Origin of the sequence: Blautia sp. Marseille-P2398, from assembly GCF_964240315.1 — a bacterium.
GTDB classification, from domain to species: Bacteria; Bacillota; Clostridia; order Lachnospirales; family Lachnospiraceae; genus Blautia_A; species Blautia_A wexlerae.
In genome coordinates, this window is record NZ_CAXSTD010000005.1 from 113,284 (window position 1) to 139,375 (window position 26,092).

A 26,092-nucleotide genomic window follows, 5' to 3' on the forward strand; every position below is an offset into this window, starting at 1 on the left:
GTCAACGAAGGGTTTATTATGTGGAGAAAAAGTATATAAGGAGAAATTTGGGATGAATGTACTGGTTATTGATGTAGGAACATCAAGTATGCGAGGAATACTTTTTGAACATCAGGGAAAATGTCTGACAGAGAAGCAGGAATTCTATCAGGCCACCTATCTGGAAAACAGCTGGGTAGAACAGAATCCTGCAGACTGGGAAAATGCATTGTACAGCATTTTGAAACAGTCCGTAGCAGAAGCTGAGAATATGGGAGAGAAGATTGATGCAATTTCCATTACTTCACAGCGTTCTTCTGTAATTCCGGTAGATGAGAATATCCGTCCGCTGAGTAATGCGATCATGTGGCAGGATAAAAGAACAAATTATATCTGCGAATCTATGGAAAACCTGAATGACAAGGTATTTTCTCTATGCGGTTCCAGAGTCAATCCGGTGTTTTCCGGCTCCAAGATGATGTGGATTCGTGAAGAACGTCCGGAAATCTATGCAAAAACATATAAATTCATGGTCATCCCGGATTATCTCATTTATCTGATGACCGGACGTATCTGCACAGATTATACATATGGAAGTCGTTCACTTCTGATGAACATCCGTACTCATGAATGGGATGATGAACTTCTGGAAATTTTTCATGTAGAAAAAGAAAAATTGTGCGAACTGGTAGAGCCGGGAAGTGTCTGCGGACATATTACAAAAGCCTTTGCAGAGATCACGGGATGTCAGGAAGGAATTCCTGTGATCACAGCTGGAGGTGACCAGCAGTGTGGAGCCATCGGACAGGGAGTAGTCAAAAAAGGTGTCATGTCTGTAACAACCGGAACAGGTGGCTATCTTATCACAGCAACAGATCAGGTGCCGGAAAATCTGGAACAGGATGCAATCTGCAACTTCTCATCTGTAAAAGGCCAGTATATTCTGGAATCCAGTGTATTAACCTGCTGTTCTGCATTTGACTGGTTCAGAAGACAGTTTTATCCGGACAGTTCTTTTGATGAGATTAACCGTGAAGTAGAACAGACACCGATCGGTTCACACGGATGTCTCTGTGTTCCATACTTTATGGGAAGATCCACACCGGACTGGAACAATATGGCAAAAGCAGAGTTTGCAAATGTAACTCTCGGAACAACAAAGCAGGATATGCTGAGAAGCCTTCTGGAGGGAATCTGCTATGAAATCCGCAATGGAATCGATATTATGAACAAATATGTAAAAGTTTCTGACATCTACATCAATGGAGGTCTTTCCAACAGCGTTCCATTCAATGACATACAGACCAATGTCTATGGTATGAAGATCATCCGCAGAGGAAAAGCAGATGCCACAGCCAGAGGGGCACTTATGATCGCAGTCACAGCAATGGGAATTTTTGAGAATGTAGAAAAAGCATTTGAGTGTATCAGCCGTCAGGATGAAGTGAAAATTTATCTTCCTGATGATAAAAAGATTCTGGAATACGAAAGATACAGAGCACAGATGAACCGTATTTATAAGAGAGTGTGGGGGGAGAAGCAAAAAGATGGCAGGTTTGAATTCCATATTTAATTTTTTAACAAGCAATATCCTGACAAGAGCAGAGCTTTTTGTAGGTCTGATCATCTTGCTTGGATATATTCTTCAGCGAAAAAAATGGTACGAATGTGTAGGCGGATTTTTCAAGGGTGTGATCGGATACCTGATCCTGATGGCAGGTGCAAATGGACTGATCACCACATTCCGTCCGATCCTTGTTGGATTAAATGAAAGATTTCAGTTAAATGCAGTTGTAATTGATCCGTATTTTGGACTGAATGCTGCAAATGAAGCATTAGAGAGTATCGGCTGCTCTGCTGCATGGGCAATGACATCACTTCTTATTGCATTTATCTGGAACATTATTTTACTGATTTTCAAAAAGTGGACGAAGCTGAGAACACTTCTTCTCACCGGACATATTATGGTGCAGCAGGCTACTACAGTTACCTGGATCGTATTTCTGTTTATTCCATATTTGAGAAATATTACAGGTGCGATCCTGGTAGGAATGCTGGTAGGTACTTATCAGGCAGTCAGCTCCAATCTTACAGTAGATGCCTGTCTCAACCTTACAGACGGAAAAGACAGATTTGCAATTGGGCATCAGCAGATGGTTGCAGTATGGATCACGGATAAAGTAGCACACATATTCGGAAAAAAAGAAAACTCCATTGAAAACCTTAAATTTCCGGGATTCCTCAAGATGTTTGAGGACAACATTACTGCAACATCTACTTTAATGCTTGTGTTTTTCGGAACCATCATGGCAATCCTCGGTGAAGATTTCATGCGCCAGATTGACAGCGGATTTGCAGAAACAACGGCTTTTCCGGTATATATTCTGATTCAGTCATTATATTTTACCGTATATCTTCAGATTTTAAATATGGGTGTGAAGCTCTTTGTAGGTGAACTGACAGCGTCATTCAAGGGAATTTCAGATAAACTTCTCCCGGGTGCAGTTCCAGCAGTAGACTGCGCAGTTGCATTCAACTATGCACCGGGAAATGCAGTAACCATCGGATTCCTCTGTGGAATGGTAGGACAGGTGATTGCAATTCTGGGACTCATCGTGTTCCATTCCCCGGTTATCATTATCATGGGATTTACTACAGTATTCTTTGACAACGCTATTATCGCTATTTTTGCAAACAAACGGGGCGGTGTAAAAGCAGCCATGATCATCCCGTTTATCTGTGGCCTGATCCAGGTACTGCTGGGCGCAGTTACTGTATGGCTTGTAGAACTGGTGCCGTACGGCGGATGGCATGGAACAACTGACTTCTCGACTGTATGGCTTGGAATTTCTGCACTGTTGAAATGGCTTGGACTTCCAGGTGCGATCATCGCTATCATACTGATGCTTCTGGTTCCGCAGATCCAGTATGCAAAATCGGATAAAGAAAATTATTTTTAGATGAATCAGGCAAGAGTATCTGATTCAGAAAGGAAGTAATCACAATGAATAAAAAAGTACTGGCAAATCTGGAAAAATGTTATTCCATAGCTCCATTACATTATAAAAATACAGACCACATTCTGGTAGCAGCAGAAAAAACTGACAGATGTATTCTGTTTGATATCAATGGAAAGGAAGAAGAAACCGTGTGGGAAGGCCCTGGCGGAGTTATGACAATGGTACAGGTCCCGGGAACAGACGGACAGTTTCTGGCAACCCATAAATTCTATTCTCCTAATGATTCCAAAGAAGCAAAGATCATCATCGCTACACCAAAGGACGGAGAATGGGAGATACGCACTCTGACAGATCTGCCGTTTGTACACAGATTTGACATCATTGAAAGCGAGGGAAAACATTATCTGATCGCATGCTGCCTCAAATCCGGACACGAATACAAGGATGACTGGTCAAGCCCTGGAAAAGTATATGCAGCACTTCTTCCGGATGATCTCAGCGGCTTTGATGATAAACATCAGCTGAAGCTGGAAGTAATTAAAGATAATATGCTGAAAAACCACGGATACTACAGAGTAGTAAGAGATGGAAAAATGTCATCCATCGTCTGCTGTGATGGTGGAGTCTTCCGTTTCTATCCGCCCACATCTGCAAACCCGGAATGGACAATAGAAACCCTGTTGGAAACTCCTGCAAGCGATGCCACTCTCATCGACTTTGACGGAGATGGAAAAGATGAATTGCTGGTATTATCTCCATTCCACGGTGACACTGTTCTGATTTACAGAGAAAAAGATGGTAAATATGAGCTTGACTATGAATATCCGGAGAAAATCGAATTTCTTCATGCAATCTGGAGTGGGGAAATCCAGGGAAAACCGGTAGTCATGATCGGTCACAGAAAAGGAAACAGAGATCTTCTGAAATTCTGCTGGGAAAACGGACAGTATCACGCAGAACTGATAGACCACGACTGCGGTCCGGCAAATGCTTATGGATTCCATAAGGATGGGAAAGACTATGTGATTTCTACAAACCGTGAAATTAATGAGATTACTATGTATGAATTTGGCTATAGCAATCCTTTAAAATAATGCATCTTAATCCAGCCCATCATAGCGTGAAGTCCTGCGTCAGATATCTTTGCCGTGTGTCAGCACGCCTGCAGGTATCTTCCTTGTCTTTCGCACTCTGCTGAACTGTCTTGATTGCATTATTTTATGGAATTAGCTATAGTTGATTATGGAAAGGAAAACAGATAATGTTAGAAGAACTGAAACAACGGGTATATGAAGCGAATATGCAGCTCCCTGTACATGGTCTGGTTACATTTACCTGGGGAAATGTCAGCGAAATTGACAGAGAAACAGGCTATTTCGCCATTAAACCAAGTGGTGTACCATATGAAAAATTAAAACCGGAAGACATGGTTATCATGGATCTGAACGGAAATAAAATTGAGGGCAAATATAATCCATCCTCCGATACTCCGACTCATATTGAACTTTACAAAGCATTTCCGGAAATCGGCGGTATTGTGCATACTCACTCGTCCTATGCAACAAGCTGGGCACAGGCAGGAAGAGACATCCCATGCTACGGTACCACTCATGCAGACTATATTTATGGAGAAGTCCCATGTCTCAGATGTCTTACAAAAGAAGAAATTGACCAGGCATATGAGCAAAATACAGGTATTCTGATTGTCAATGAATTCAGGAAAATGAAAAAAGATATTCTTGCAGTTCCGGCAGTCTTATGCAAAAATCATGGTCCATTCACCTGGGGGAAAGACGGTATGGAAGCAGTTCACAATGCAGTAGTCCTTGAAGAATGCGCCAAAATGGCAATGCGTGCCGAACTTATCAATTCACAGGTAAAACCTGCACCGCAGGAATTACAGGATAAACATTATTATAGAAAACACGGTGCAAATGCATACTACGGACAGAACGTGTGAAATGTAATATAGTACGTGTGATCAGAAAAGCCAGACCATAAAAATGTAAATGGCAGAAACAGAGGATAGTTTGTGAAAGTCTGCAGAGACTTTACAAATTATCCTTTTTTCGAATATAATGAGGTCAGAGTTAAAACATCTTTTGATACTGATATAATGGAAAGGGATATGGAACAGCAATGGAAGACATAAAAAAATATGAAAATATGACCGTTCAGGAGAAATGGAGCATTCTGGCCATGGTAGCGAATTTATATTACAATTCAGAAATGACACAAAATGAAATTGCAGACAGGATGTATACATCCAGATCCAAAATTTCCAGAATGCTGAAAGAAGCAAGAGAACTCGGTATTGTAGAAATTTCCATTAAAGAACCCTGGGAACGTGACTTGAATCTGGAAAAAGAAATCCAACAGACTTACGGTGTCAAAACAGTAAGAGTTGTTTCCTCAAGAGATACCGGCAAGGAACAGATTACCAGCCGTCTGTCAGAAGTTTCCGCATATTATCTGGATTCTGTTGTTAAAGAAAAGATGGTAGTAGGAATCTCATGGGGAAATACCCTTTATCATATAGTGAAATATATTGATGCAAATAATAAGAAAAATATTCCTATTACAGTGGTTCCGATTATGGGTGCCTCAAATGTGAAACGTCCGGAACGGGATGCCATGGATCTGGCAAAAGACCTGGCGTCTGCATACGGTGGAACATATCAGTATATTTATGCCCCTCTTTTTGTGAAAAATAGAGAATTAAAAGAAATTCTTATTCAGGATGATACTATTAAAACAGCTCTGCAGCTTGCACAGAATGCAGATGTAATTCTGACAAGTGTCGGTTCTGTGGAATATAAAACCTGGGAGAATTACCTTGGGGAAAGCACTTTTCATCTTCTGGGAAATAAAGGAGCGGTTGGACATATTGGCGGTCATTTCTATGATATCAATGGGAAAGAAATCAACACTTCTTTAAATGACAGAATGATAGGAATTGGGTATGATGATTTGAAGAGGTGTAAAAATGTAGTCTGTGTTGCTTATGGAGAAGCAAAAGCAGCAGCTGTTGCAGGTGCTTTGCGAGGTGGTTTTATTAATACGCTGATCATTGATTCTGCCTGTGGCGAGAAATTGCTGTAACAGAATGGAGGTAAAAAATGGACTACAGAAAATTCGGTGAATGCTATTACATAAGAATGGATCGTGATGACGAAATTATCAGTACAATCCTCGAAATATGTAAAAAAGAAAATATCAGATCAGCCACTTTTTCCGGAATCGGAGGATGCAAGGATGCAGAAATCCAGACCTTTATCCCAGAGACAGGCAGCTTCGAAGAACAGCGCATTTCTGGAATGCTTGAGTTGGTATCTTTAAATGGAAACGTGGTCACAGGTGAAAATAATACCTGTTACCATCATACCCATGCAGTATTTTCTTATAAAGATGGTGAACGACATTGCATGGCAGCAGGTCATATGAAATCAATTACTGTACTGTATACTGCAGAAATTGAACTTCGTCCGGTAACAGGCGGAACTATCCACCGCAAATACGATCCTGAAACAGGGACTGGATTCTGGGATTTTAACTAAACCTTAGAAAACGATTTGTTTTGATTGAGCAAGGAAGTTTTGTGCAAACCTTCAAACTGATGTAAGATAAGATTACTCAGTTTGGAGGTTTTATTTTTATCAGGTATCAGAGGTAAATGGATGGGTAGAAGATAAAATGCAAAAGGAACAGTTCATTGAGAGTGTACAGAATTTAACACAAGTTCTGTATACTTTTTTTTATAAGAAATGAAACTTTTTGTTCCCTGGCAGGATATATAAGAATGTAAAGGTTAAAAGCTTTTAATTTTTGAAAGTATTAAAAAGAAAGTTGGGTTGATATGACAGATGAAGCAGAGCTTTTGCAGCGTCTCAGGAATAGAGAAAAAAATTCAATAGATGAAGCAATCCAAATTTATACACCGTATTTGAGTACTGTTTTGTATCATATGGCCGGCAATTCACTGCCGAAAGAGGATATTGAAGAAATTGTGGCAGATGTGTTTATTGTACTCTGGAAGAATGCCGGGAGGATAGATTTACAGAAAGGTACATTACGGTCATATCTTGCTGCCGTTGCCCGGAATTTTGCTCTGAAACGGATAAACAGAAAAACGGATCATACATTTCTTGAGGATATTGAACTGTCAGATGGCAAAAATTTCATTGAAGAGAATTTTCATAACAATTATGTATGGGAAACAGTTATGAGCCTTGGCGAACCTGACAGCGAGATTTTTGTAAGACGGTATAAATTTGATGAAAAAATCAAGGACATTTCAAAAGCAATGGGACTTAATATTTCTACAGTTAAGACCAGACTTTCAAGAGGAAAAAGAAAACTCAGAAAAATGTTATCGAATGCGGAGGAAAGATTATGAGAAGAAAAAATTTGCTTAAAGAATTGGGAATACAAAAACAGGCAGATACTTCCTGCAATGCTCTTGATATTGATACAGAGAATATCAGACAGAGAGTTTATGCAAAACTTGACTTCGCAGATACAGAAAGGAAGCAAACGACTATGAGATCAAAAAAGAAAATATTACCTTTGTTGATAGCTGCAACACTTACAATTGGAGCTACTGCTGTGGCGGCAACAGGGAAGATTTCAATGTGGACAGGTTCATCTGCATCACGTGCTGATTATACATCTCTTCCAACGGCAGAACAGGTTACAAAGGATATTGGGTATAGACCGGTATTGATTGATACCTTTGAGAACGGGTACTGCTTCAAGGATGGCAATATTGTAAAAAACAGTTTTAAGGACGACAATGCAAATGTAATTGAGAAGTTTAAATCTGTGTCCTTTGATTATCAGAAGAATGGAGATGTTGTATCGTTTGAACAGCAGAAGTTCAATTCAAAGCTTACACCGGCAGGTGATATTATTGCCACTATAAATGGAACAAATCTGTATTATGTACATTATATAAATAAAGTAGTATCGGATGATTACGAATTGACAGAACAGGATAAAAAAGACCAGGCCAGTGGAAAAGTTGTATTCAGTTACGATGGCAGCGCTTCTCAGATTGAAGTCAGTCAGGTTCAAAGCGTTAACTGGAATAAAGATGGCATCCAGTATGATTTGCTGCAAATAGATGGAAAATTATCTGCCGGTGAACTTGCAGATATGGCGAGAGAGGTTATTAATAACAGAAGATAAAGAAAAAAGATGGTGAATTCAGTCCGGTTCACCATTTTTTGTAACTGTGTGCGCCTGACAGCGTACACAAAAAAACAGCTGTCCGATTTATTACCGGGCAGCTGTCTTGGCGTTGAGAGATATTTTAGAAGTAGTGGAAACCTGTGAAGGGGTGGCGTCAGCCAAATGGTGGGGTTCTGATCTGTACAGATATAAAATACCGCCAAAGAAACCAAGAATCAGTCCTGTATATCCGCCACTGCAAAGAACAACGGTTATCTTTGTAACGAAGGACATACCGCCGATCATGCAGATCAAAAATCCTGCCAGAAGACCGATCGTTGTCCAGCCCATAAGTGAAACAGCCAGAAAAGCTGCGGAAGCATGTGAGTTTTTTACCTGTTTATTAATAGAATTCCATAATGTCTGATACATAATGATTCCTCTTTTCTCTTTCAATTCTTTGATTACTATTATAGAAACAGTTTGTAAAATACACATGCTCGCTAATGAAAAATCTCTGTAAAATTTTCTTTCTCTGTTATATGCAGAGGACGGAGAAAGTACAAGACAGAAAAACAATTACGTATATTATACAAATGAATGCATTTGAAAATGGTTTTATAGCAATCCTCTAAAATAATGCATCTTAACCCAGCCCATCAGAGTGTGAAATCCTGCGTCAGATATCTTTGCCGTGTGTCAGCACGCCTGCAGATATCTTCTTTGTCTTTCGCACTCTGCTGAACTGTCTTAAATGCATTATTTACGAGGATTGCTATAGGTAACAGATAACGATATAAAATGACCGTATGCGTGCGAAGCGGATTGCGAATATCTGCTTGATAATCATACATATTGCATAAAAACACCTATCTATAATTGTAAAATATATATAAATTATCTCTTGATATTTTATAAAAAGAAGAGTAAAACTTTAGATAAATAAAAAAGAGAAATGCATAGAACAGGACAGGTCACAGAAGGAACCGGATTACAGAGAGTTGCAGACAGGTGAGATGCGGCAGATGGTATTTTGTGATATCACCCGGGAGCATTCCGCTGAAATCTATAGTAAGCCGGGACGTGGTCTTCACGTTACAGGAGAAGCTGTTTGGTTTAGACAGTGTTAAGAGATTGTATCTGGTGACAGGTATAATAATACAAAGTGGTACCACGGAATATTCCGCCTTTGCTATTCAATTGGAAATTGGATAGCAGGGGCGTTTTTTATATATAAATATAAAAGAAAGAAGAGGGAAGACATTATGAGTGGAATAGTAATGATGATAATAGCCATTGTAGTGCTGGGTGGAGCATATCTTCTGTATGGCCGTTATCTTCAGAACAAATGGGGCATTGACCCAAAAGCAAAAACACCGGCATATGAGATGGAGGATGGAGTGGATTATGTACCGGCTGATACCAATGTGGTATTTGGTCATCAGTTTGCATCCATAGCAGGTGCAGGTCCTATCAACGGACCGATCCAGGCAGCAATTTTCGGCTGGCTTCCGGTTATGCTCTGGATCCTGATCGGCGGTGTATTTTTCGGAGCAGTTCAGGATTTTGCATCTATGTATGCCTCTGTAAAGAACAAAGGCCGTACAATCGGATATATCATTGAAGCTTATATCGGAAAACTGGGAAAGAAATTATTCCTTTTATTCTGCTGGCTGTTCTGTATTCTGGTTGTTGCAGCATTTGCAGATGTTGTGGCAGGAACCTTTAACGGATTTGTGGCAGATAATGCAGGAACCGTTACCAGGGTAGCAGCAAACGGAGCAGTTGCAACAACTTCCATGTTATTTATCATCGAGGCAGTGGGACTGGGATTTTTCCTTAAATATTCCAAGTTTAATAAATGGATTAATACTGCAGTGGCTATTTTATTATTAGTGCTCGCAATTGCGCTGGGACTTAAATTCCCGGTATATGTAAGTCTTGGAACCTGGCATATTATTATCTTTGCATATATTCTGGTAGCCAGTGTTGCCCCTGTATGGGCGCTGCTCCAGCCCCGTGATTATCTGAACAGTTATCTGCTGATCTTCATGATCGTTGGTGCGGTTATCGGTGTATTTGCAGCCAATCCATCCTGTAATCTTAAGGCTTTTACAAGCTTTAATGTGGACGGACAGTACATGTTCCCTATTCTTTTTGTGACAATTGCCTGTGGTGCAGTTTCAGGCTTCCATTCACTGGTATCCTCCGGTACTGCGTCAAAACAGATCAAAAATGAAAAGAACATGCTTCCGGTTTCCTTTGGTGCAATGCTTATGGAAAGTATGCTGGCAATTATTGCACTGATTGCTGTTGCATCCTTTGCAGATGGTGAGGCAGCAGCACAGGGACTTACCACTCAGCCGCAGATATTTGCAGGTGCTATTGCAAACTTCCTTTCTGTAATTGGTTTGCCACATTCACTGGTATTTACACTGATCAATCTGGCTGTATCAGCTTTTGCGCTGACATCTCTTGACTCAGTAGCCAGAGTAGGACGTCTGTCATTCCAGGAATTTTTCCTTGATTCTGATACAGACGAGGAAAATATGAGCCCGTTCTTAAAAGTAGTAACCAATAAATATTTTGCGACGATCATTACACTGGTACTTGCCTATCTGCTTACAAAGGTAGGATATGCAGAAATCTGGCCGCTGTTTGGTTCTGCCAATCAGCTGTTATCTGTACTTGCCCTTGTAGCCTGCGCAGTATTTCTTAAGAAAACAAAACGCCAGGGCTGCATGCTCTGGATCCCTATGGTATTTATGATGGCAGTTACCTTTACTGCACTGGGTATGACTATCAGTAAGCTTACAAAAGCATTATTTACCACAGGCCTGGACCTTGGAAATACCTTACAGCTTATCTTCGCAGTGTTACTGCTGATCCTTGGTGTGCTGGTAGCAATCCAGGGAGTGAAGAAGCTTTTTGAAAAAAATGATGAAAAACAGACGGCATAATTTATGAAATAAAACTGTTGATATTTTTACATCAAAATAAAAACCTGAAAAAAGACACTTTGGGAAAGTTTTCCGAAGTGTCTTTTTTAATACTCAGCCAATCAATTTCTCATTCACATACTCAAATCCGAGACGTTTCACAGTATCTGCAAATCGTTCTCCTGCGATTCCTTCATTTTTGAAGAGAAGGATTGCTTTTTCTATGACTGCCATTACTTCTTCTTCCTCTGTGAAAATTCTGGTAAGAGCCTGACCGTGTGAGACTCGCTTACCCCAGCGGCCTCCGATATAGATTTTATAACCATTTTGATATTCCGGTACTGCGCCGAAAGGACATTTTCCTTTGCAGCGTCCGCAATGGATACATTCTTCAGGATCAATGTAAAGTTTACCGTCAACTAATTTCGGAACGTGTACAGGACAGCTTTTTTCAATCTGACATTTCTTACATCCCCGGCATTTCTCTGAATCCGGTTTTGGGATTCTCTGGCCGATAATTCCCATATCATTCAGATTAGGTTTTACACAGTTATTTGGACATCCGCCAACTGCGATCTTGAATTTGTGTGGGAGTACCACATCGTGATAGCCTACATAAAAACGCTCATGGATTTTCTTGCTGAGTGCAAAGGTATCAATCAGACCATACTGGCAGGTTGTTCCCTTGCATGAGACAACAGGACGCACTTTAGCTCCGGTTCCGCCTGTCATCAGGCCGTGTTCTCCAAGGAAGGCGATTGTTTTCTCAATATTATCATAAGGAACTCCCTGGATTTCCATACTCAGGCGGGTTGTCATAGTGATCTGACCATTTCCGAACTTGTCTGCTGCATCTGCAATGGCACGGTGTTCATCTGTGGTAATATGTCCATTTCCTGTGATGACCCGAATATTAAAGATGTCATCATATCGTTTGTCCTGAAGGCATCCAAGACCTTTTACCCGCTTGATTTCCTCGGGACTCAGTTTTTTGTTGGCGGATGTTGTTATTTTTTCCTCATTCATGTTTAAGTATCTCCTTTATGTAGCTGTTGCTTTTCTCTGATATATACGGCGTTTCTTTTGTTGATTATAGGCTTCATGAATGATAAAATCAATTTATGAGTTTTTATTATACGATAAGTAACATTTATGGAATTCTGATATCAATAGAGTGGAAGAGTTCAAGGAGGATATTATGTTAGATCACAGAACGGAAACCTTTATGGCTGTATGCAGTGTTATGAATTACAGGGAGGCGGCAGAGCTGTTACATATTACCCAGCCGGCAGTTACCCAGCACATCCAGTTTTTGGAGAAGGAATATGGATGCCGTCTTTTTCTTTATGAAAACAGAAAACTGATCAAGACCCCTGCTGCACAGATGCTGGAGGATTACTTGCGTTCCGTTCAGCAGCGTGAAAATTTTCTCAGGGAAAAGATAAAAAACAATGGTCTCCGGGAACTGCGCATCGGTGCAACCAAGACCATTGGTGACTATGTAATCACAGACAGAATTCACGATTTTTTAAATCAGCCGGATACAGCACTGACTCTGATCGTGGATAACACAAAGCATCTTTTGCATCTATTGGAACAAAATACTCTGGATTATGCTATCATAGAAGGATTTTTTGACAAAAACAGATTCGGAAGCCAGCTGTATCGCCGGGAACCTTTTGTGGGGATTTGCCCGAAGGATCATCCCTTTGCAGGCCGTGAAGTATCTGTAGAGGAGATTCTGAAAGAAACTCTGATCCATCGCGAAAACGGCTCTGGAACTCTGGCTATCCTGGAGGAAAAGCTTCTGGAGCATAATGAATCTTTGGAGCGTTTTCACCGGCATATATGTATTTCCAGCTTTAAGATGATCATCGACCTGATCAAGTCCGGGTATGGAATTTCATTTGTATATGAAGTACTTGCCAAAAGTGACCCGGAGCTTGGGATTTTTACATTAAAGTGTGAGCCCATAGTCAGAGAGTTTAATGTTATTTATCTGAAGCATGCGGATGTGAGGGAGAAGATGGAATGGTTTTTATGACCGCTTGCGTCTGTACTCGTTGGGAGTCATTCAAAATTGTTTCTTAAAAGCAGTTTGAAGATTAGAATACTCTCGCCGATGAAATGATTTTCTATCTAAATTAATCGAAATTATCATCCACAAAAGTATATTGATTTCATTTTCTGCATATGCTATAATTGCCATAGGCAAAATGATAAAATTAAATTCATTGGTAACACAGCAAAAAGCCTCGGAGGTCGCATCTCCGAGGCTTTTTTATTCCGTTTTGGCAAGGGTGGCTTATTCCCCAGGCTGGCTACCAGCTACTATTTTCTATCCAGCCATTTGCAAATGTAATAGGTGATTACACCTGCCAGAATAGAAAGCATAAATGATAAAATTGTATCCATTGATAGCACACCCCCTTCCTGTACCTGTTTAGGGGTGGTAGCTTGGATATTATATCATAAATTTTTATAATATAATATATTTTTTATTATACAACTGCGCCTAAGACTTCGTAAATCAAATAAATAATTATTGTTTAAAGGTTATAAATTTCCTCTTGATATCATACGTTCAAAAATCAAAATAACTTCATCCATTGTTGCATTGGTGCCACCTGTAAATCCACCAATACTAACCGAACTTACATTTTTTCCTATTTCATTTGTAATTACTGAATGTAATTTCCATCCAGCATTTGCATATTCCATTAATACACTCTGTAATTGCATTTGATTTGTAGATCCATCTGCATTGTCAATAATTCGTGCAGTAGTATATTCATAACGAGGTGCTGATTTTATTTTGTTAATTCTATGCGTTCCTCTTCTTGTTTCTTTTTTACGGCTGCAATATTTTCCTGAAATTCAATTATTTCCTCATAACTTGGCACCCTTTTAAGTATGAAGTTATAATTACAATTAAAACATGAATCAACATTATCTCCAACTAATTCCTTACATTTTGGACATGTTTTCATATACTTATCTCCTTAAATTCCCTATACTTTTTAAGCAAACACATGATTTCCCTTCGCTTGTGCCAGTGTCTTTTTATACCAATAGTAATCTCCCTGACCTTTTCCATAATTCTGAATCTCAATATCTACATCGTAATAGTATTTACGTCCATTCACTACTGCATAGTTCCAGCTATGTCCAGGTGTAGATCCATCCAGATTTTTATAATATCCATTACAAACTCCTGCATCTACCCCTACATGCCTGCAAAGAATAGCAAAGATTTCTGCCTGATCGCTACATACTCCACCACGTTTCTGCATATATGGTATCTGGTAACTATCCCAAAATGAGGTTCTGAAGATCAGTTTACCTTTTCTATAATTCTGAAGTGTCTGCTTTTTATATGCCTGTATCTTCTTTTTTGCACCAGCACTGGTGACATCATAATATGTTTTTGCTTTTACAAATTCATCAGCATGTTTATGCTTGAAATTTACTGTCATCCAATGATAAATTCTCCGAACCTTCTCATCCTGTCCCATGGTTGTCTTTATGCCAGCAGATGTGATCATTTTCTCAGCCATATAATCAATTTCATCAACACCTGTATATTCCGGTATTGTTGCAGCAGCTGCTACTCCGTCTTTTCCGGACGGGGCTTTAGATGACACCTTAAAACTTTTCTTTTTGGCTATTGTCTTTACATATTCTTTATTGCTGTTATCTTTTGCATAATAAAAGACCTCAATCCTGTAAGTTCCATCTGGAACAAAAGAACCATATTTTACACCTGCAGTATTCGCCTTTGAAGCTTTTCCATTCCAGTTTAAATATATAGTCTTGTTTTCCCATGAAGTAATACTGTCACCCCATATATTCTTTCCGCCTATATTACTGTATACTTTCTGGTAAACATAATCTCCGGATTTGTTCAATATACGCAGACGAAGTTGGATTTCCCCGTCAAAATACTGCTTCGTATTACAGGAAACACTGGTCCTTATTGCAAGATGATTTCCGGAACTGGGATGAAAACCCTTGGAACCCACTCCCACAAACAGATTGTCAATTGACATATCAATATTTACTGGAGCAACCGGATTTCCTTCAGATGCCTGAATTTCATACTTTCCTAACGAAAATATCATTGACAGCATCAAAAAAACACTTAACCAAAACAATAATCCTTTTCTTTTCATATTTTCTACCTCCATCTGTAATATTTATATTTATCATACTACAACAGAGTAATATAACATGTCTACATATAACAAAGGTTTATTCTAAAATTGTTATAATAAGAGTCCGTATGCAGAACTTTTGTATATAATAGACTAAGTGAATATCTGGAAATGAGATTAAAATGCCAGACCAGAAAATAGATAACCTTTTAAATCTTGCAATGGATGCAACCCCACAGGAGCGTAGAAAGTCAGGAAATCTTAATGTAGGATATGATCCTGCAACCAGGCTATGGGATGTGATCATAAAGTACAGCGGACCGGAAAGTGGTCTGGCTGGAAATGGAATTCAGGTAGTGCCATTGTTAGACGGTTATGCAGTGGTAACTTTGCCGGAAAGTGAGATTGATGAGTATTCCCACAGAGTGCAGGTGGAATTTATGGAGAAACCCAAACGCTTGTATTTTGAATTGTTTCAGGCGAAGGGGGCGAGCTGCATCCGCACAGTGCAGACCGGCAGGAATGGACTGACGGGAAAAGGAATCCTGACAGGAGTTGTGGATTCAGGAGTGGATTATTTTCACCCTGATTTCCGAAATGCAGATGGGAGCAGCAGAATTTTACGTTTATGGGATCAGAGCATACAGGGAAATCCACCTCAGGGATATGTGACAGGAACTGAATATACGAAAGAGCAGATCGATGAGGCGCTTGCACTTGGAGAAAACCAGGGCAGGCGTCTTGTTCCATCTTCAGATTACAGTGGACATGGAACTTCTGTGCTGGGGATTGCAGCAGGAAATGGGAGGGCGTCAGATGGGGTGAATCAGGGAGTTGCCTATGAAAGTGATCTGCTGGTTGTGAAAATGGGAATTCCCAGAGAAAACTCCTTTCCCAGGACTACGGAGCTGATACAGGGGATTGATTATCTGGTGCGACAGGCACTGACTATGGGACGGCCAATGGCAATTAATCTCAGTTTTGGAAATAATTATGGCTCCCACAAGGGAGATTCCCTTCTTGAAACATATATAGATATGGTTTCTTCCATAGGACGTCTGGCTATCTGTACAGGTACAGGGAACAACGGCAATCAGCCTCTGCATGAGGGAGGAACCCTGAAACAGGGACAGACCAGACAGATAGAATTATCTGTGAGCAGCAGGGAACCAACATTAAATGTGCAGTTATGGAAATCTTATGAGGATGAAATGAGTATTTATATTGAAAATCCATCCGGAAACCGGATCGGCCCCTTAGACGAAAAGCTTGGTCCTCAGAGGTACAGACTGGGAAATACAGATCTTTTAATCTATTATGGCAAACCTGGACCATATCATCTGACACAGGAAATTTACATAGATTTTCTTCCTGTGGAAACTTATGTGGACAGTGGAGACTGGAAAATCATTTTAAGTGGAAAAAGGGTCAGAGGAGGAGAATATTATCTGTGGCTGCCGGGTGGAAATACCCTGAACAGAGGAACTGGGTTTTATGAACCAAGGGCATATGGGACATTGACCATACCTGCTATCGCCCGGCGGATCATTGCAGTTGGGGCATATGATTCGCTAGTTGACTCCTATGCGGATTTTTCCGGAAGGGGCAGCAGAATGCTGCCATATCTGAAACCTGATCTGGTGGCACCGGGAGTAAACATAGTTGCTCCCGTACCCGGTGGTGGTTACAGAACAGTAACAGGGACTTCCTTTGCAACACCCTTTGTCAGCGGATCCGCAGCATTGTTAATGCAATGGGGGATTGTAAATGGAAACGATCCCTACCTCTATGGGGAAAAAGTAAAAGCCTATCTCCGAAAAGGCGCCAGACCATTACCGGGGTATGAGGAGTATCCCAATGAAGAGGTGGGATGGGGGCGATTATGTCTTGCAGAAAGTATTCCATTATAGTTGAAAAATAAGCCTTTTCGTGAAAAACAGTCGTATGTCTGTTATTATCCGGAAAATTTATCACTGTAATGAATATGCATATCTTCCCAGTCCATGAATAATACATAGAACACCCTTCCGTATTGCTGGCTTTCTACGATTCTTCCGTGATCGAGGACAGAAAGATAGGAGCCGTCAGCTTTTCGGAGGTGAAAGTGAATATAGTCATTTTCATTACCACTATCAATCTGTTCCCAGATGCTGGATTCTATCTGTTTTTGTTCATCTTTCAGGATCAGGTTGCGGAAGCGCTTATTGGTGAGTCTGAAGAGCTCGTCCATATCTTTATATCCGGTCATATGAAGGAACTCATGGTTTGCATAAAAGAGTTCGTCATCGTCTTTGTCCGCTCTGTATATGATAAATGCACCCGGAAGGTGTTCAGAGATATCTTTAAATGCGAATCCCAGTTGTTTACGGATTCCGGACTGAAGACCTTCCCTGTAGGCCATACACCCGTTTTTTCCGTGAAGTTTTATTTCATAAAGGGCTGCATCTGCACAGCGCATAAGCTGTGAACGGCTGGCTACAAATCTGGGATATTCCGCATATCCCAGAGAAATGTTAAATGACTGTTCTTTTCCCTTGTATGAGAATGCCTTTGGAAGTCCGGTAAATTGCTGCAGCAGTTCTTTTGCATCTTCACAGGTATAATTTTGTAAAAGAATACAGAATTCATCCCCGCCGTTTCTTCCCAGTAATGCATCAGATGGAAAAAATGTTTTCATGCTGTCTGCCAGACTCTTTAATGCTTTGTCTCCATAGGCGTGGCCATAGATATCATTAATAAACTTAAAATCATCGATATCAAGGAGTGCAGCCACAAAATGTGCTTTCGGATTTTTATCCATCATCTTTTCTGCTGATTCGTCAAATCCATAGCGGTTGTAAATACCTGTAAGAGAATCCGTGCGTGCCAGTATCTGAAATTTATTTTTGTTTTCGTTTGATACCAGCCATGCCCTGATAAGTCCCGACAAAAGTAAGGTGATGACAGTAAATATTATACTGGCTTTTGTTATTAATAAATTGTCTTGCCATCCGCTTTCAGGAGTTAATTCAAACTTCCAGCTTTCTTTCCCTATGGTAAAATCATAAGAAACCGGCTGCATTATCTGACCATCTGACTGGTAAACGGTTTTATAAGTGTCACTCCAGGGAGTTTCTGTTTTGGAAAGTCTGTACTCATATCCAAAACCTGAAAGTGCATGGATCGAGTCGGAAAAAATATCAGGAACACGCAGGATAACAATGGTAAATCCCCAGAAATACGCCTGTCCGTGCTCATCATTCAGGTAGACCGGATTGCGAACAGCAATTCCATAGCTGCCCTGTTTCAATTCAAAGGGTCCCTGTGTAATGATTGTATGGTTGTCTCTTGCATAACAGGAAATTCTGCCACGGTCTTTATCATGGAGCAGATCAATTTTACCTGCCTCATTTCCCTCAGCAGGATAAATATCTGTTACAACACCGTCCGGAGCAAGCTGTACACTTTCAATAGAATCAGATATAAGATTTTCTGCAATCGTATCAAATTGCTTGATATCTCCATTTCCACTGATCAGAACCTGTTTCAGAGCATCTGTGATCGCAATTCCATTTGTAATTTCATTTTTAATACGTTCGCCGTAGGTTGATACATTTAATTGTGCGGTTGTGCGTCTCTGCCATTTTTCGTGAGTGTCTGTTTTGTATACGATGAAACCAACAAGGCACATGCTCAGTAAAAAAACGATAAGAGGCACAAGATTTTTTTCTTCACCTGTTTCACCTCATTTTTATCGGATATTTTTATGATGGAACATTATAGCACAGAAATGAAAAAACGGAATGAATTTTTTTCAAAACACAGGTACAAAAACATAGGCAAAATCAGACAAAAGTTTCTTAAAGTGAAAATATTGTAGGTATGAGGAAAACATGCTATGGTATGTATACAATGCGTAAAGAGGAGCAGAAAAAATGAGGTACGAACATATCACAGAGGGCCGTTTCATAGACCGTCCCAATCGGTTTATTGCACATGTGGAGATCAATGGGCAGGTGGAAACGGTTCATGTAAAGAATACAGGCAGGTGCAGGGAGCTTCTGGTCCCGGGTACACAGGTTTTTCTGGAAAAGAGCAGCAATCCGGCGAGAAAGACAGCCTATGACCTGATCTGCGTAAATAAAAAGGGCAGGGGTCTGATCAATATGGATTCTCAGATTCCCAATAAAGCAGCACTGGAGTGGGTAAAGGCAGGACATCTTTTTCCGGAAAAGGTTCAGGTAACGCCGGAGAAGATCTATGGAAATTCCAGATTTGATCTTTACGTCTGTTCAGAGAAACGTAAGGCTTTTATAGAAGTGAAAGGTGTCACTCTGGAATCTGACAATATAGCACGATTTCCTGATGCACCTACAGAAAGAGGTGTGAAGCATCTGAAAGAGCTGATCCATTGTATGCAGGAAGGATACGAAGCCTATCTGCTTCTGGTGATCCAGATGAATGGAGTTGACAGGTTTGAGCCCAACTGGGAGACTCATCGGGAATTTGGAGAAACATTACAGGAAGCGGAAAGGGCAGGAGTGCATATTCTGGCCTATGACTGCCTGGTAGAACCTGACAGAATGGAAATTCAGGATCCGGTACCTGTATGCCTTGCTTCTGACTGGAAATAAAAAGTATTCCCGCAATCAGCAGGTCCTATTCAAAAATTGCGATGACTGCCAATGCTTTTGAAGAAGACCGTAAAAAGGCAATCAAAGCGGGTATGAACGCTCATATTGCCAAACCAATCAGTGTAGATATAATTCTGGAAAATCTGGAGAGAATGCGCCAAAACAGAAAGTATTTTAATGAACCTGCTGAGAAGAGTTAAAAACTTTTCAGCAGGTTTTAATTTATCCAAAAAATTACATGCATACTGTCAGAAGTGCTAGTGTAAATATCTGAGCGTTCACGTATAATGTAGATAAACAAAAAATCTTCTCACAAAATTAAGTAAAAAAGAGTCCGAGGAGTACATTAAAAAAAGAAAGGAGATGTTTGTATGAGTAAAAAAATGAGGTTGTGGATGGCAGGAACAGTAGGAGTCTTAATGGCAGGCTTTATGAGTGTAAGTGTTTATGCCCTTGAAGAAAAGGATGTTATTGGAACCTGGTATGTAAATGAGCTTTCTATGGGCGAAGGTGCATCCTTTCATCCGGGGGCAATGGGAATGGAAGTGACCGTGGACATTAAAGAAGACGGTAAAATGGAAACAACAAGTTCTGTTTATGGGGAAGAGCCTGAAGTAGATGAATCAGAGTGGAAAATAGAAAATGATAAAATTTTGATGACTCATAATGATCAGACAGAAGAATGTGAGTACAAGGACGGTAAGATAACCTTAACAGCAGATGGAACGACAATGATCCTGAGTCAGGAAAAGGAAGAGTATGAGCCTTATGTACCGGGCAAACCGGTAGAAAATCCAACCATGAAGGATTTTGAAGGAGAATGGAGCTGTACTCTGATGGAAGCATTTGGAATGCAGATGCCGGTCAATGCTGACTTTACAGGATTTGAAATGAGTATGTCTGTGGAAGACGGAAAGGCTGAAATTATCTTAATAGAGAGCGGAGAAGAGACAAAAGTAGAACTTCAGGGCGACGTGGAAGGAAACGCACTAGTATTAAAGGCTGTAACAGAGGATGAGGCAGGAACTATGTTTTTCAGTCTTGATAATATGAAGTTCAATTTACTGGATGATGGAAAACTGTGTTTGATAGCAGAAGACGATGCAGAGGAATCTGATGACGGCGAAGAAGCAGACGATTCTGAAACAGGTGAAGTTGATTTTTCCGTAAAGACATATTTTGAAAAAATAATTGTTACAGAATAAGGTAAAATACTGCCGCACCATTCCGGTGAGGCAGTATGGGTTTTCAGATAAAAAAGGAGGATAGGGTATGGGATTATTTGATAAGAAAATCTGTGACATCTGCGGAGAGAAAATTGGGTTATTGGGAAATCGAAAACTGGATGACGGAAATCTGTGTAAGGATTGTGCGAAAAAATTATCACCATGGTTTGAGGAGCGGCGGCACAGTACGGTAGAGGATATCAAACGCCAGCTGGAATATCGTGAAAAAAACAAAAAAGCGGTAATGGACTTTTGTATAACCCGTCAGATCAATACCAGAAATTACAATGTTTTTATTGATGATAATAAGGGGAATTTTACTGTTGCACGGAAACTGGATGTCAATGAAAACCCGGATATAGTTCCTTTATCAGCCGTTGTACAGTGCAGGGTTGATGTAGATCAACAGCAACAAGAGGAAACATATACAAAGGATGGAGAAACTGTAAGTTATCAGCCACCGGTATATAAATATGAATTTGATTATACTATGCGTATTAAAGTGAGAACCCAGTGGTTTGATGATATGGATTTTTGCCTGAATACTTTCTCTATAAGCAGTGATAACAGAAGGGAATTGATGGAAGTGGAGCAGACTGCTTATCAGATTATTGCGGCACTGACACCAAATGCAGCCGGGATGCAGTCCGGAATGTCAGGAATGAACATGAATGGAGGAATGCAGTCTGGGATGCCAGGAATGAACATGAATGGAGGGATGCAGCCCGGAATGCCGGGAATGAACATGAACGGAGGAATGCAGCCCGGAATGCCGGGAATGAACATGAACGGAGGGATGCAGTCTGGGATGTCCGGGATGAATATGAATGCGGGAATGCAGCCCGGGATGTCAGGAATGAACATGAATGCGGGAATGCAGCCTGGAATGACCGGGATGAACATGAACGGAGGGATGCAGTCTGGGATGCCCGGGATGAACATGAACGGAGGAATGCAGCCCGGGATGCCCGGAATGAATATGAACGGAGGGATGCAGTCTGGGATGCCGGGAATGAACATGAACGGAGGAATGCAGCCCGGAATGCCCGGAATGAACATGAACGGAGGAATGCAGCAGACGGGAATGTCAGAAACGAACATGACTGGAGGAATGCAACAGAATAACAGTTCGTGGAAATGCCAGTGCGGTGCAGAGAATACCGGAAAGTTTTGTGAATACTGTGGTCAGCCAAGACCGTTTTAAGCAATGGGAAACAGAGTGGACAGGATTGTTCACTCTGTTTGTGATAAAAACTCTGAAAATAGATGATTCTTCTGAAAACTATATGATAAAATGGTACTTTATAGTATAATTATTACAAAAATAGGTTGGGTGTGTTTGAAAAATCATTCCTGCAAATTGTGACGCACATCTTGCGTAAAGTATTTTTCAAACCCGCTCCGGTAAGAGAGGAACTTTCATGACATACAGTAAAAAGAGGACTCTGTCATATGGAGTGATTCTGATAAGTGTGTTGCTGGCTTATTTCTGCAGGCAGGTGAGAACGGAAAATGTTTTTATGAGAAATCTGGCAGATCAGTGTCGTAGCTGTATTTATCTGGGAATGTACTGTGCCTGGGTGATTTATCTGAGAAAACATGTAGTACATAAAAAAACGCGCAGATGCCTGACTGCAATTGGCTGTCTGATGGTATTCTGGTTCTTTGTGCGGACAGTAAAATTTCATGTTTTTCATGATCCTCTTGGAGAACATATTTGCTGGTATCTATATTATATTCCCATGATTCTGATTCCGGTTCTGGGTTTGGCAGCAGCAATGTTTTTGGGCGAAAAGGAGGAAGAGAAAACGGTCAGAAAGATTATAATTTTGCTGACCGTTGCAGCGATATTGATCGTAAGTGTTTTTACAAATGATTTGCATCAGCTGGTATTTCGTTTTTCCAAACAGCCCCCATTTTCGGATAAAGATTACAGCTATGGTATTGTTTTTATGGTGATTCAGGGATGGATCTTGATCTGTCTGACAGGGATGGAAATCATTCTGATCAGAAAAAGCAGAATTCCGGGAAAGAAACAGTTCTGGCTGCCAGTGATTCCGGGAATATTACTTCTGGGATGGAATATCGGAAATATACTCCGCCTGCCTTTCATCAAAATCATTGCAGGGGATATGACGGCAGTGTGCTGCCTTTTAATGGCAGCAATTTTTCAGGGTTGTATATTATGTGGATTGATACAGACCAATAATCGATATTTTGAATTATTCCAGACTTCCGGAGGACTGGATGCAGAGATTACGGATCATTCTTTTCAGCGCTATTATCATTCCGGCGATTTCCCAGAGCTGTCGTCTGAACTGCGTAAAATCATAATAGACAGATCATCAGTACAGGAACAGGGAATCCGGATCAACCATATTCCTATAAGGGGAGGACATTTGTTTTGGTCAGAGGATATTTCGGTACTGCTGGATCAGTATCAGGATATTCGGGAACAGCAGGAGGAACTGACTGCCAGAAACCGTCTGTTACAGAAAGTTTATCAGAAAGAGGCTGAGCGGAGAAAGACAGAAGAACAGAACCGTCTGTTAAATATGATACAGAATCAGACTGCCGGTCAGCTGGAATTGCTGTCACAGTTTATGGATGAGCTGGAACGGACAGAATCAAGGAAACAATATGATTGGATTCTCGGTAAAATTGTAGTTGTTGGTACGTATTTGAAGCGGAGAAAGAATCTGGTGCTGACACAATATGCATCAGATGGAAATCTGCTTACAATGGAAGATCTCAGACAAAGCCTGGCAGAATCCTGTGACAGCTTAAAATTATGCAGGATTCGGGCTGCTTACTACGTGGAAAATGTGGATGTGCGGCTGAATGCAGATGATATACTAAAATGCTATGACATTTTTGAATGGCTTGTGGAACGATTGGTTGATACCATGCAGTCTGTTTTTTACCGTGTGTCGCAGATTGATGATGCCTTGCGGGTTTCAGTTCATATTGTATCAGAGGCGGATCTGCGTGGATTCATATCGGAAAGGCCGGAATTAAAAGTGCAGCAGGAAGATGAAAACGAATGGTTTATTAGTTGTATCGTCTTCAGAAAGAGAGGCGGAAGATGATCAGTTTTGTGGAATGCAGTATGGCAATACAGAATGTTCTGATGATTCTTCTTGAAATCTGCATGATTCTGGAATTAATCCTCCTACTGGTAAGAATCACCTGCTTTTCCGGGAAAAAGAAAATCGTAACGGTAGTGGCTGTTTTTGTAGTTCCCTTCATGTTCATGGGCGCTCTGATGAATGATCACAGATATTGTCTGGGAGAAAGTTCCTATCAGCCAATGCTTCAGGGGTATTCGGTCAGTGTTTTAATGACGGTGGTTATAGGATTATTGCTTTATCTTTGCTGGGCAATCCGGAGCGAGAGGCGCAGATATCATCATTCTCTGTCTTACTGGTCTGTAAATGAGGCTGTGAATGATGTCCCCTGTGGGGTATGTTTTTCGGATCCTCTTGGAAGGATTGTTTTGTGTAATACCAAGATGCAGGAACTGAGCAGAATCATGACAGGTTCTTATTTGCAGGATTATGAGGTATTAAGGAAAGCAATGAGTGGGGAACCTGAATCGGAAGGTCTTTGCAGATTGAGCAAAGACAGTAATGTGTTTTATTTTCCTGATGGTTCCGTCTGGATGTTTCAGGAATATAGTCTGCAGGAGCCGGATTGTGCAGGATATCTGCAGACAGTGGCAGTTAATGTATCAGAAATTTATTACAATGGTGAAAAAATCAGGGCAAACAATGAAAAACTGGAAATCCTGAATCATAAGCTGGAGGAAATGTACGAAAAAATCGGAGATAAAATCAGAGAGCAGGAGACGCTTGTCATGAAAATGCAGGTTCATGACAATTTTGGACGAAGCCTTCTGTCAATACGCAGAATATTGGAAAGGAAAGAAGATCCGGATAAAATGGATAAACAGTTGTCTGTATTGAAACATTTGGTTTATATTCTTACCGGTTCTGCTGTTGAGAGTATGGAAGAAGTATATAAGGATACGATCAGACATGCAGAAGAGCTTGGAATTTCAGTTCAGATCAGTGGGAACTTTCCCATGCATCCATCTTACAGGCTGCTGACAGACAGGGCAATCCGTGAATGTGTGACAAACTGTGCCAGACATGCCCATGGCAGTACTGTTTGGGTGAAGATAGACAAAAATGCAGATGAATATACTGTTCAGATTACCAATGATGGAGAGGTGCCTGACAAAAATGCGGAAGAAGGCGGTGGTTTATCTGCACTAAGAAAGGCAGCTGAATCAGGAAAATGCAGGATGCAGGTTTCTTTTTCCCCTGAGTTTTGTCTGATATTGAAAATGCCACTGACAGAAAGGATGGGATTCGATGGTACGGATACTGATAGTAGAAGATCAGAAGATCATGCAGAAGTATTTTGAATATATTATTATGCAGGAGCCGGAATTCCGACATGTCCAGACGGTTTCGGATGCACGTGAAGCTGTAAAAATCTGTGATTATTCGGCAATTGATCTTGTGATCATGGATGTGCAGACGTTTCATAATCATGATGGACTCAGTGCCGGAAAAGAAATCAGGGAGAAGTATCCCTATACAAAGGTATTGATCGTTACTTCCCTGATCGATCCCAAGGTACTGGAGAGGGCAAAGTGTGGATGTGCAGACAGTCTCTGGTATAAGGATCACGGGGAAGAGGAAATACGGAGTGTGATCCACAGAACCTTAAATGGTGAGCATGTATTTCCGGATATGACGCCGAAGGTGGAGCTTAACTGGATCACAAGCGGTGATATCAGTCCCAGGCAGCTTGAGATGCTTCGCCTGTATATCCGTGGAATGTCATATTCAGAGATTGCGCGGGAAATGAAATGCTCTACCTCCGGGGTGAGATGGAATTTTCAGGAAATGATAGCCAGGGCAGGATACAGCTGTAAAGAAGATTTGATAGCGGCTGCACTGGAAAGTAAACTGATCGTAACTACGTTAAAATAGCAAGCTGATAAACTGCGAAGTTATTCTGTTATGAGCAGAAAGCGAAGCG

23 protein-coding genes and 1 other annotated feature are annotated in these 26,092 nt (G+C 40.7%); of the genes, 17 read left to right on the forward strand and 6 right to left on the reverse strand.

Annotation, left to right across the window (positions count from 1 at the left end; genetic code table 11):
* Positions 1-52 precede the first annotated feature (52 nt).
* The 8 genes from ACESZG_RS07620 (at position 53) to ACESZG_RS07655 (ending at position 8,126) form a co-directional block, all read left to right on the forward strand.
* Positions 53-1,552: an FGGY-family carbohydrate kinase gene (locus ACESZG_RS07620; protein WP_025579335.1), complete on the forward strand. Its 1,500-nt coding sequence runs from the start codon at positions 53-55 to the stop codon at positions 1,550-1,552.
* Entirely contained in the window at positions 1,527-2,939 is a 1,413-nt protein-coding gene (locus ACESZG_RS07625) for a PTS ascorbate transporter subunit IIC (RefSeq protein ID WP_029677039.1), read from the forward strand. The genes ACESZG_RS07620 and ACESZG_RS07625 overlap by 26 nt, the downstream gene beginning before the upstream one ends.
* A gap of 38 nt (positions 2,940-2,977) precedes the next feature.
* A complete protein-coding gene (locus ACESZG_RS07630; protein WP_025579337.1) occupies positions 2,978-4,033 on the forward strand; it encodes a hypothetical protein in 1,056 nt (351 codons plus the stop codon).
* Positions 4,034-4,200: 167 nt separating this feature from the next.
* Positions 4,201-4,899 carry an L-ribulose-5-phosphate 4-epimerase gene (locus ACESZG_RS07635; protein ID WP_025579339.1) on the forward strand — a complete coding sequence of 233 codons (699 nt, stop codon included), beginning with the start codon at positions 4,201-4,203 and terminating at the stop codon, positions 4,897-4,899.
* Positions 4,900-5,078: 179 nt separating this feature from the next.
* Positions 5,079-6,041: a sugar-binding transcriptional regulator gene (locus tag ACESZG_RS07640; protein WP_025579340.1), complete on the forward strand. Its 963-nt coding sequence runs from the start codon at positions 5,079-5,081 to the stop codon at positions 6,039-6,041.
* Between the two features lie 17 nt (positions 6,042-6,058).
* Positions 6,059-6,496, forward strand: coding sequence for a PCC domain-containing protein (locus tag ACESZG_RS07645; RefSeq protein ID WP_349826205.1), 438 nt, complete (start codon positions 6,059-6,061; stop codon positions 6,494-6,496).
* Between the two features lie 299 nt (positions 6,497-6,795).
* Positions 6,796-7,335 carry an RNA polymerase sigma factor gene (locus tag ACESZG_RS07650; RefSeq protein WP_055199806.1) on the forward strand — a complete coding sequence of 180 codons (540 nt, stop codon included), beginning with the start codon at positions 6,796-6,798 and terminating at the stop codon, positions 7,333-7,335.
* Positions 7,332-8,126 (forward strand): hypothetical protein, encoded by a 795-nt coding sequence (locus ACESZG_RS07655; protein ID WP_022381082.1) that lies wholly within the window; start codon positions 7,332-7,334, stop codon positions 8,124-8,126. Before ACESZG_RS07650 ends, ACESZG_RS07655 begins: the two co-directional genes overlap by 4 nt.
* Before the next feature lie 90 nt (positions 8,127-8,216).
* Here the strand turns inward: ACESZG_RS07655 and ACESZG_RS07660 are convergent, their stop codons facing one another.
* Complete coding sequence (locus tag ACESZG_RS07660; protein ID WP_022381083.1) at positions 8,217-8,540, reverse strand: hypothetical protein; 324 nt, start codon at positions 8,538-8,540, stop codon at positions 8,217-8,219.
* Positions 8,541-9,059: 519 nt separating this feature from the next.
* Positions 9,060-9,302: a binding site (T-box leader), on the forward strand.
* A 71-nt stretch (positions 9,303-9,373) separates the two neighbouring features.
* Between ACESZG_RS07660 and ACESZG_RS07665 the strand changes: the two genes are divergently transcribed.
* Complete coding sequence (locus tag ACESZG_RS07665; RefSeq protein ID WP_008706394.1) at positions 9,374-11,068, forward strand: carbon starvation protein A; 1,695 nt, start codon at positions 9,374-9,376, stop codon at positions 11,066-11,068.
* Positions 11,069-11,161: 93 nt separating this feature from the next.
* Here the strand turns inward: ACESZG_RS07665 and ACESZG_RS07670 are convergent, their stop codons facing one another.
* On the reverse strand, positions 11,162-12,073 hold the full coding sequence (locus ACESZG_RS07670; RefSeq protein ID WP_055199805.1) for a 4Fe-4S dicluster domain-containing protein: 912 nt from the start codon (positions 12,071-12,073) through the stop codon (positions 11,162-11,164).
* A gap of 172 nt (positions 12,074-12,245) precedes the next feature.
* On the opposite strand from ACESZG_RS07670, the gene ACESZG_RS07675 reads away from it, so the two are divergent.
* Positions 12,246-13,091, forward strand: coding sequence for a LysR family transcriptional regulator (locus tag ACESZG_RS07675; RefSeq protein WP_215679968.1), 846 nt, complete (start codon positions 12,246-12,248; stop codon positions 13,089-13,091).
* A 512-nt stretch (positions 13,092-13,603) separates the two neighbouring features.
* On the opposite strand, the gene ACESZG_RS07680 is transcribed toward ACESZG_RS07675, so the two are convergent.
* From ACESZG_RS07680 to ACESZG_RS07690, 3 genes are all read right to left on the reverse strand, one after another.
* On the reverse strand, positions 13,604-13,768 hold the full coding sequence (locus ACESZG_RS07680; RefSeq protein ID WP_173703215.1) for a hypothetical protein: 165 nt from the start codon (positions 13,766-13,768) through the stop codon (positions 13,604-13,606).
* Positions 13,769-13,857: 89 nt separating this feature from the next.
* A complete protein-coding gene (locus ACESZG_RS07685) occupies positions 13,858-14,037 on the reverse strand; it encodes a hypothetical protein (RefSeq protein WP_173703214.1) in 180 nt (59 codons plus the stop codon).
* Positions 14,038-14,067: 30 nt separating this feature from the next.
* A complete protein-coding gene (locus tag ACESZG_RS07690) occupies positions 14,068-15,219 on the reverse strand; it encodes a transglutaminase domain-containing protein (protein WP_173703213.1) in 1,152 nt (383 codons plus the stop codon).
* 164 nt (positions 15,220-15,383) lie between these two features.
* Here ACESZG_RS07690 and ACESZG_RS07695 point away from each other — a divergent pair, with 164 nt between their 5' ends.
* Positions 15,384-17,111 (forward strand): S8 family peptidase, encoded by a 1,728-nt coding sequence (locus ACESZG_RS07695; RefSeq protein WP_373217899.1) that lies wholly within the window; start codon positions 15,384-15,386, stop codon positions 17,109-17,111.
* A 44-nt stretch (positions 17,112-17,155) separates the two neighbouring features.
* Here ACESZG_RS07695 and ACESZG_RS07700 read toward each other — a convergent pair whose 3' ends face one another.
* Positions 17,156-18,898, reverse strand: a complete 1,743-nt coding sequence (locus tag ACESZG_RS07700; protein WP_368211094.1) for a diguanylate cyclase domain-containing protein — start codon at positions 18,896-18,898, stop codon at positions 17,156-17,158.
* A 217-nt stretch (positions 18,899-19,115) separates the two neighbouring features.
* Here ACESZG_RS07700 and sfsA point away from each other — a divergent pair, with 217 nt between their 5' ends.
* The 6 genes from sfsA to ACESZG_RS07730 all read left to right on the forward strand — a co-directional run bounded on the left by sfsA (position 19,116) and on the right by ACESZG_RS07730 (position 26,043).
* The gene (sfsA, locus tag ACESZG_RS07705) at positions 19,116-19,814 is read left to right on the forward strand and encodes a DNA/RNA nuclease SfsA (protein ID WP_368211093.1); all 699 of its coding nucleotides are present in this window, start codon (positions 19,116-19,118) and stop codon (positions 19,812-19,814) included.
* A gap of 371 nt (positions 19,815-20,185) precedes the next feature.
* Positions 20,186-21,019 carry a hypothetical protein gene (locus ACESZG_RS07710; protein ID WP_118610352.1) on the forward strand — a complete coding sequence of 278 codons (834 nt, stop codon included), beginning with the start codon at positions 20,186-20,188 and terminating at the stop codon, positions 21,017-21,019.
* Positions 21,020-21,086: 67 nt separating this feature from the next.
* Positions 21,087-22,244, forward strand: a complete 1,158-nt coding sequence (locus ACESZG_RS07715; RefSeq protein ID WP_368211092.1) for a DUF4428 domain-containing protein — start codon at positions 21,087-21,089, stop codon at positions 22,242-22,244.
* A gap of 217 nt (positions 22,245-22,461) precedes the next feature.
* On the forward strand, positions 22,462-24,129 hold the full coding sequence (locus tag ACESZG_RS07720; RefSeq protein WP_373217902.1) for a histidine kinase N-terminal 7TM domain-containing protein: 1,668 nt from the start codon (positions 22,462-22,464) through the stop codon (positions 24,127-24,129).
* Positions 24,126-25,469: a sensor histidine kinase gene (locus ACESZG_RS07725; protein WP_373217905.1), complete on the forward strand. Its 1,344-nt coding sequence runs from the start codon at positions 24,126-24,128 to the stop codon at positions 25,467-25,469. Before ACESZG_RS07720 ends, ACESZG_RS07725 begins: the two co-directional genes overlap by 4 nt.
* Positions 25,417-26,043 carry a response regulator transcription factor gene (locus ACESZG_RS07730; protein WP_055058163.1) on the forward strand — a complete coding sequence of 209 codons (627 nt, stop codon included), beginning with the start codon at positions 25,417-25,419 and terminating at the stop codon, positions 26,041-26,043. The genes ACESZG_RS07725 and ACESZG_RS07730 overlap by 53 nt, the downstream gene beginning before the upstream one ends.
* Positions 26,044-26,092: the final 49 nt, after the last annotated feature.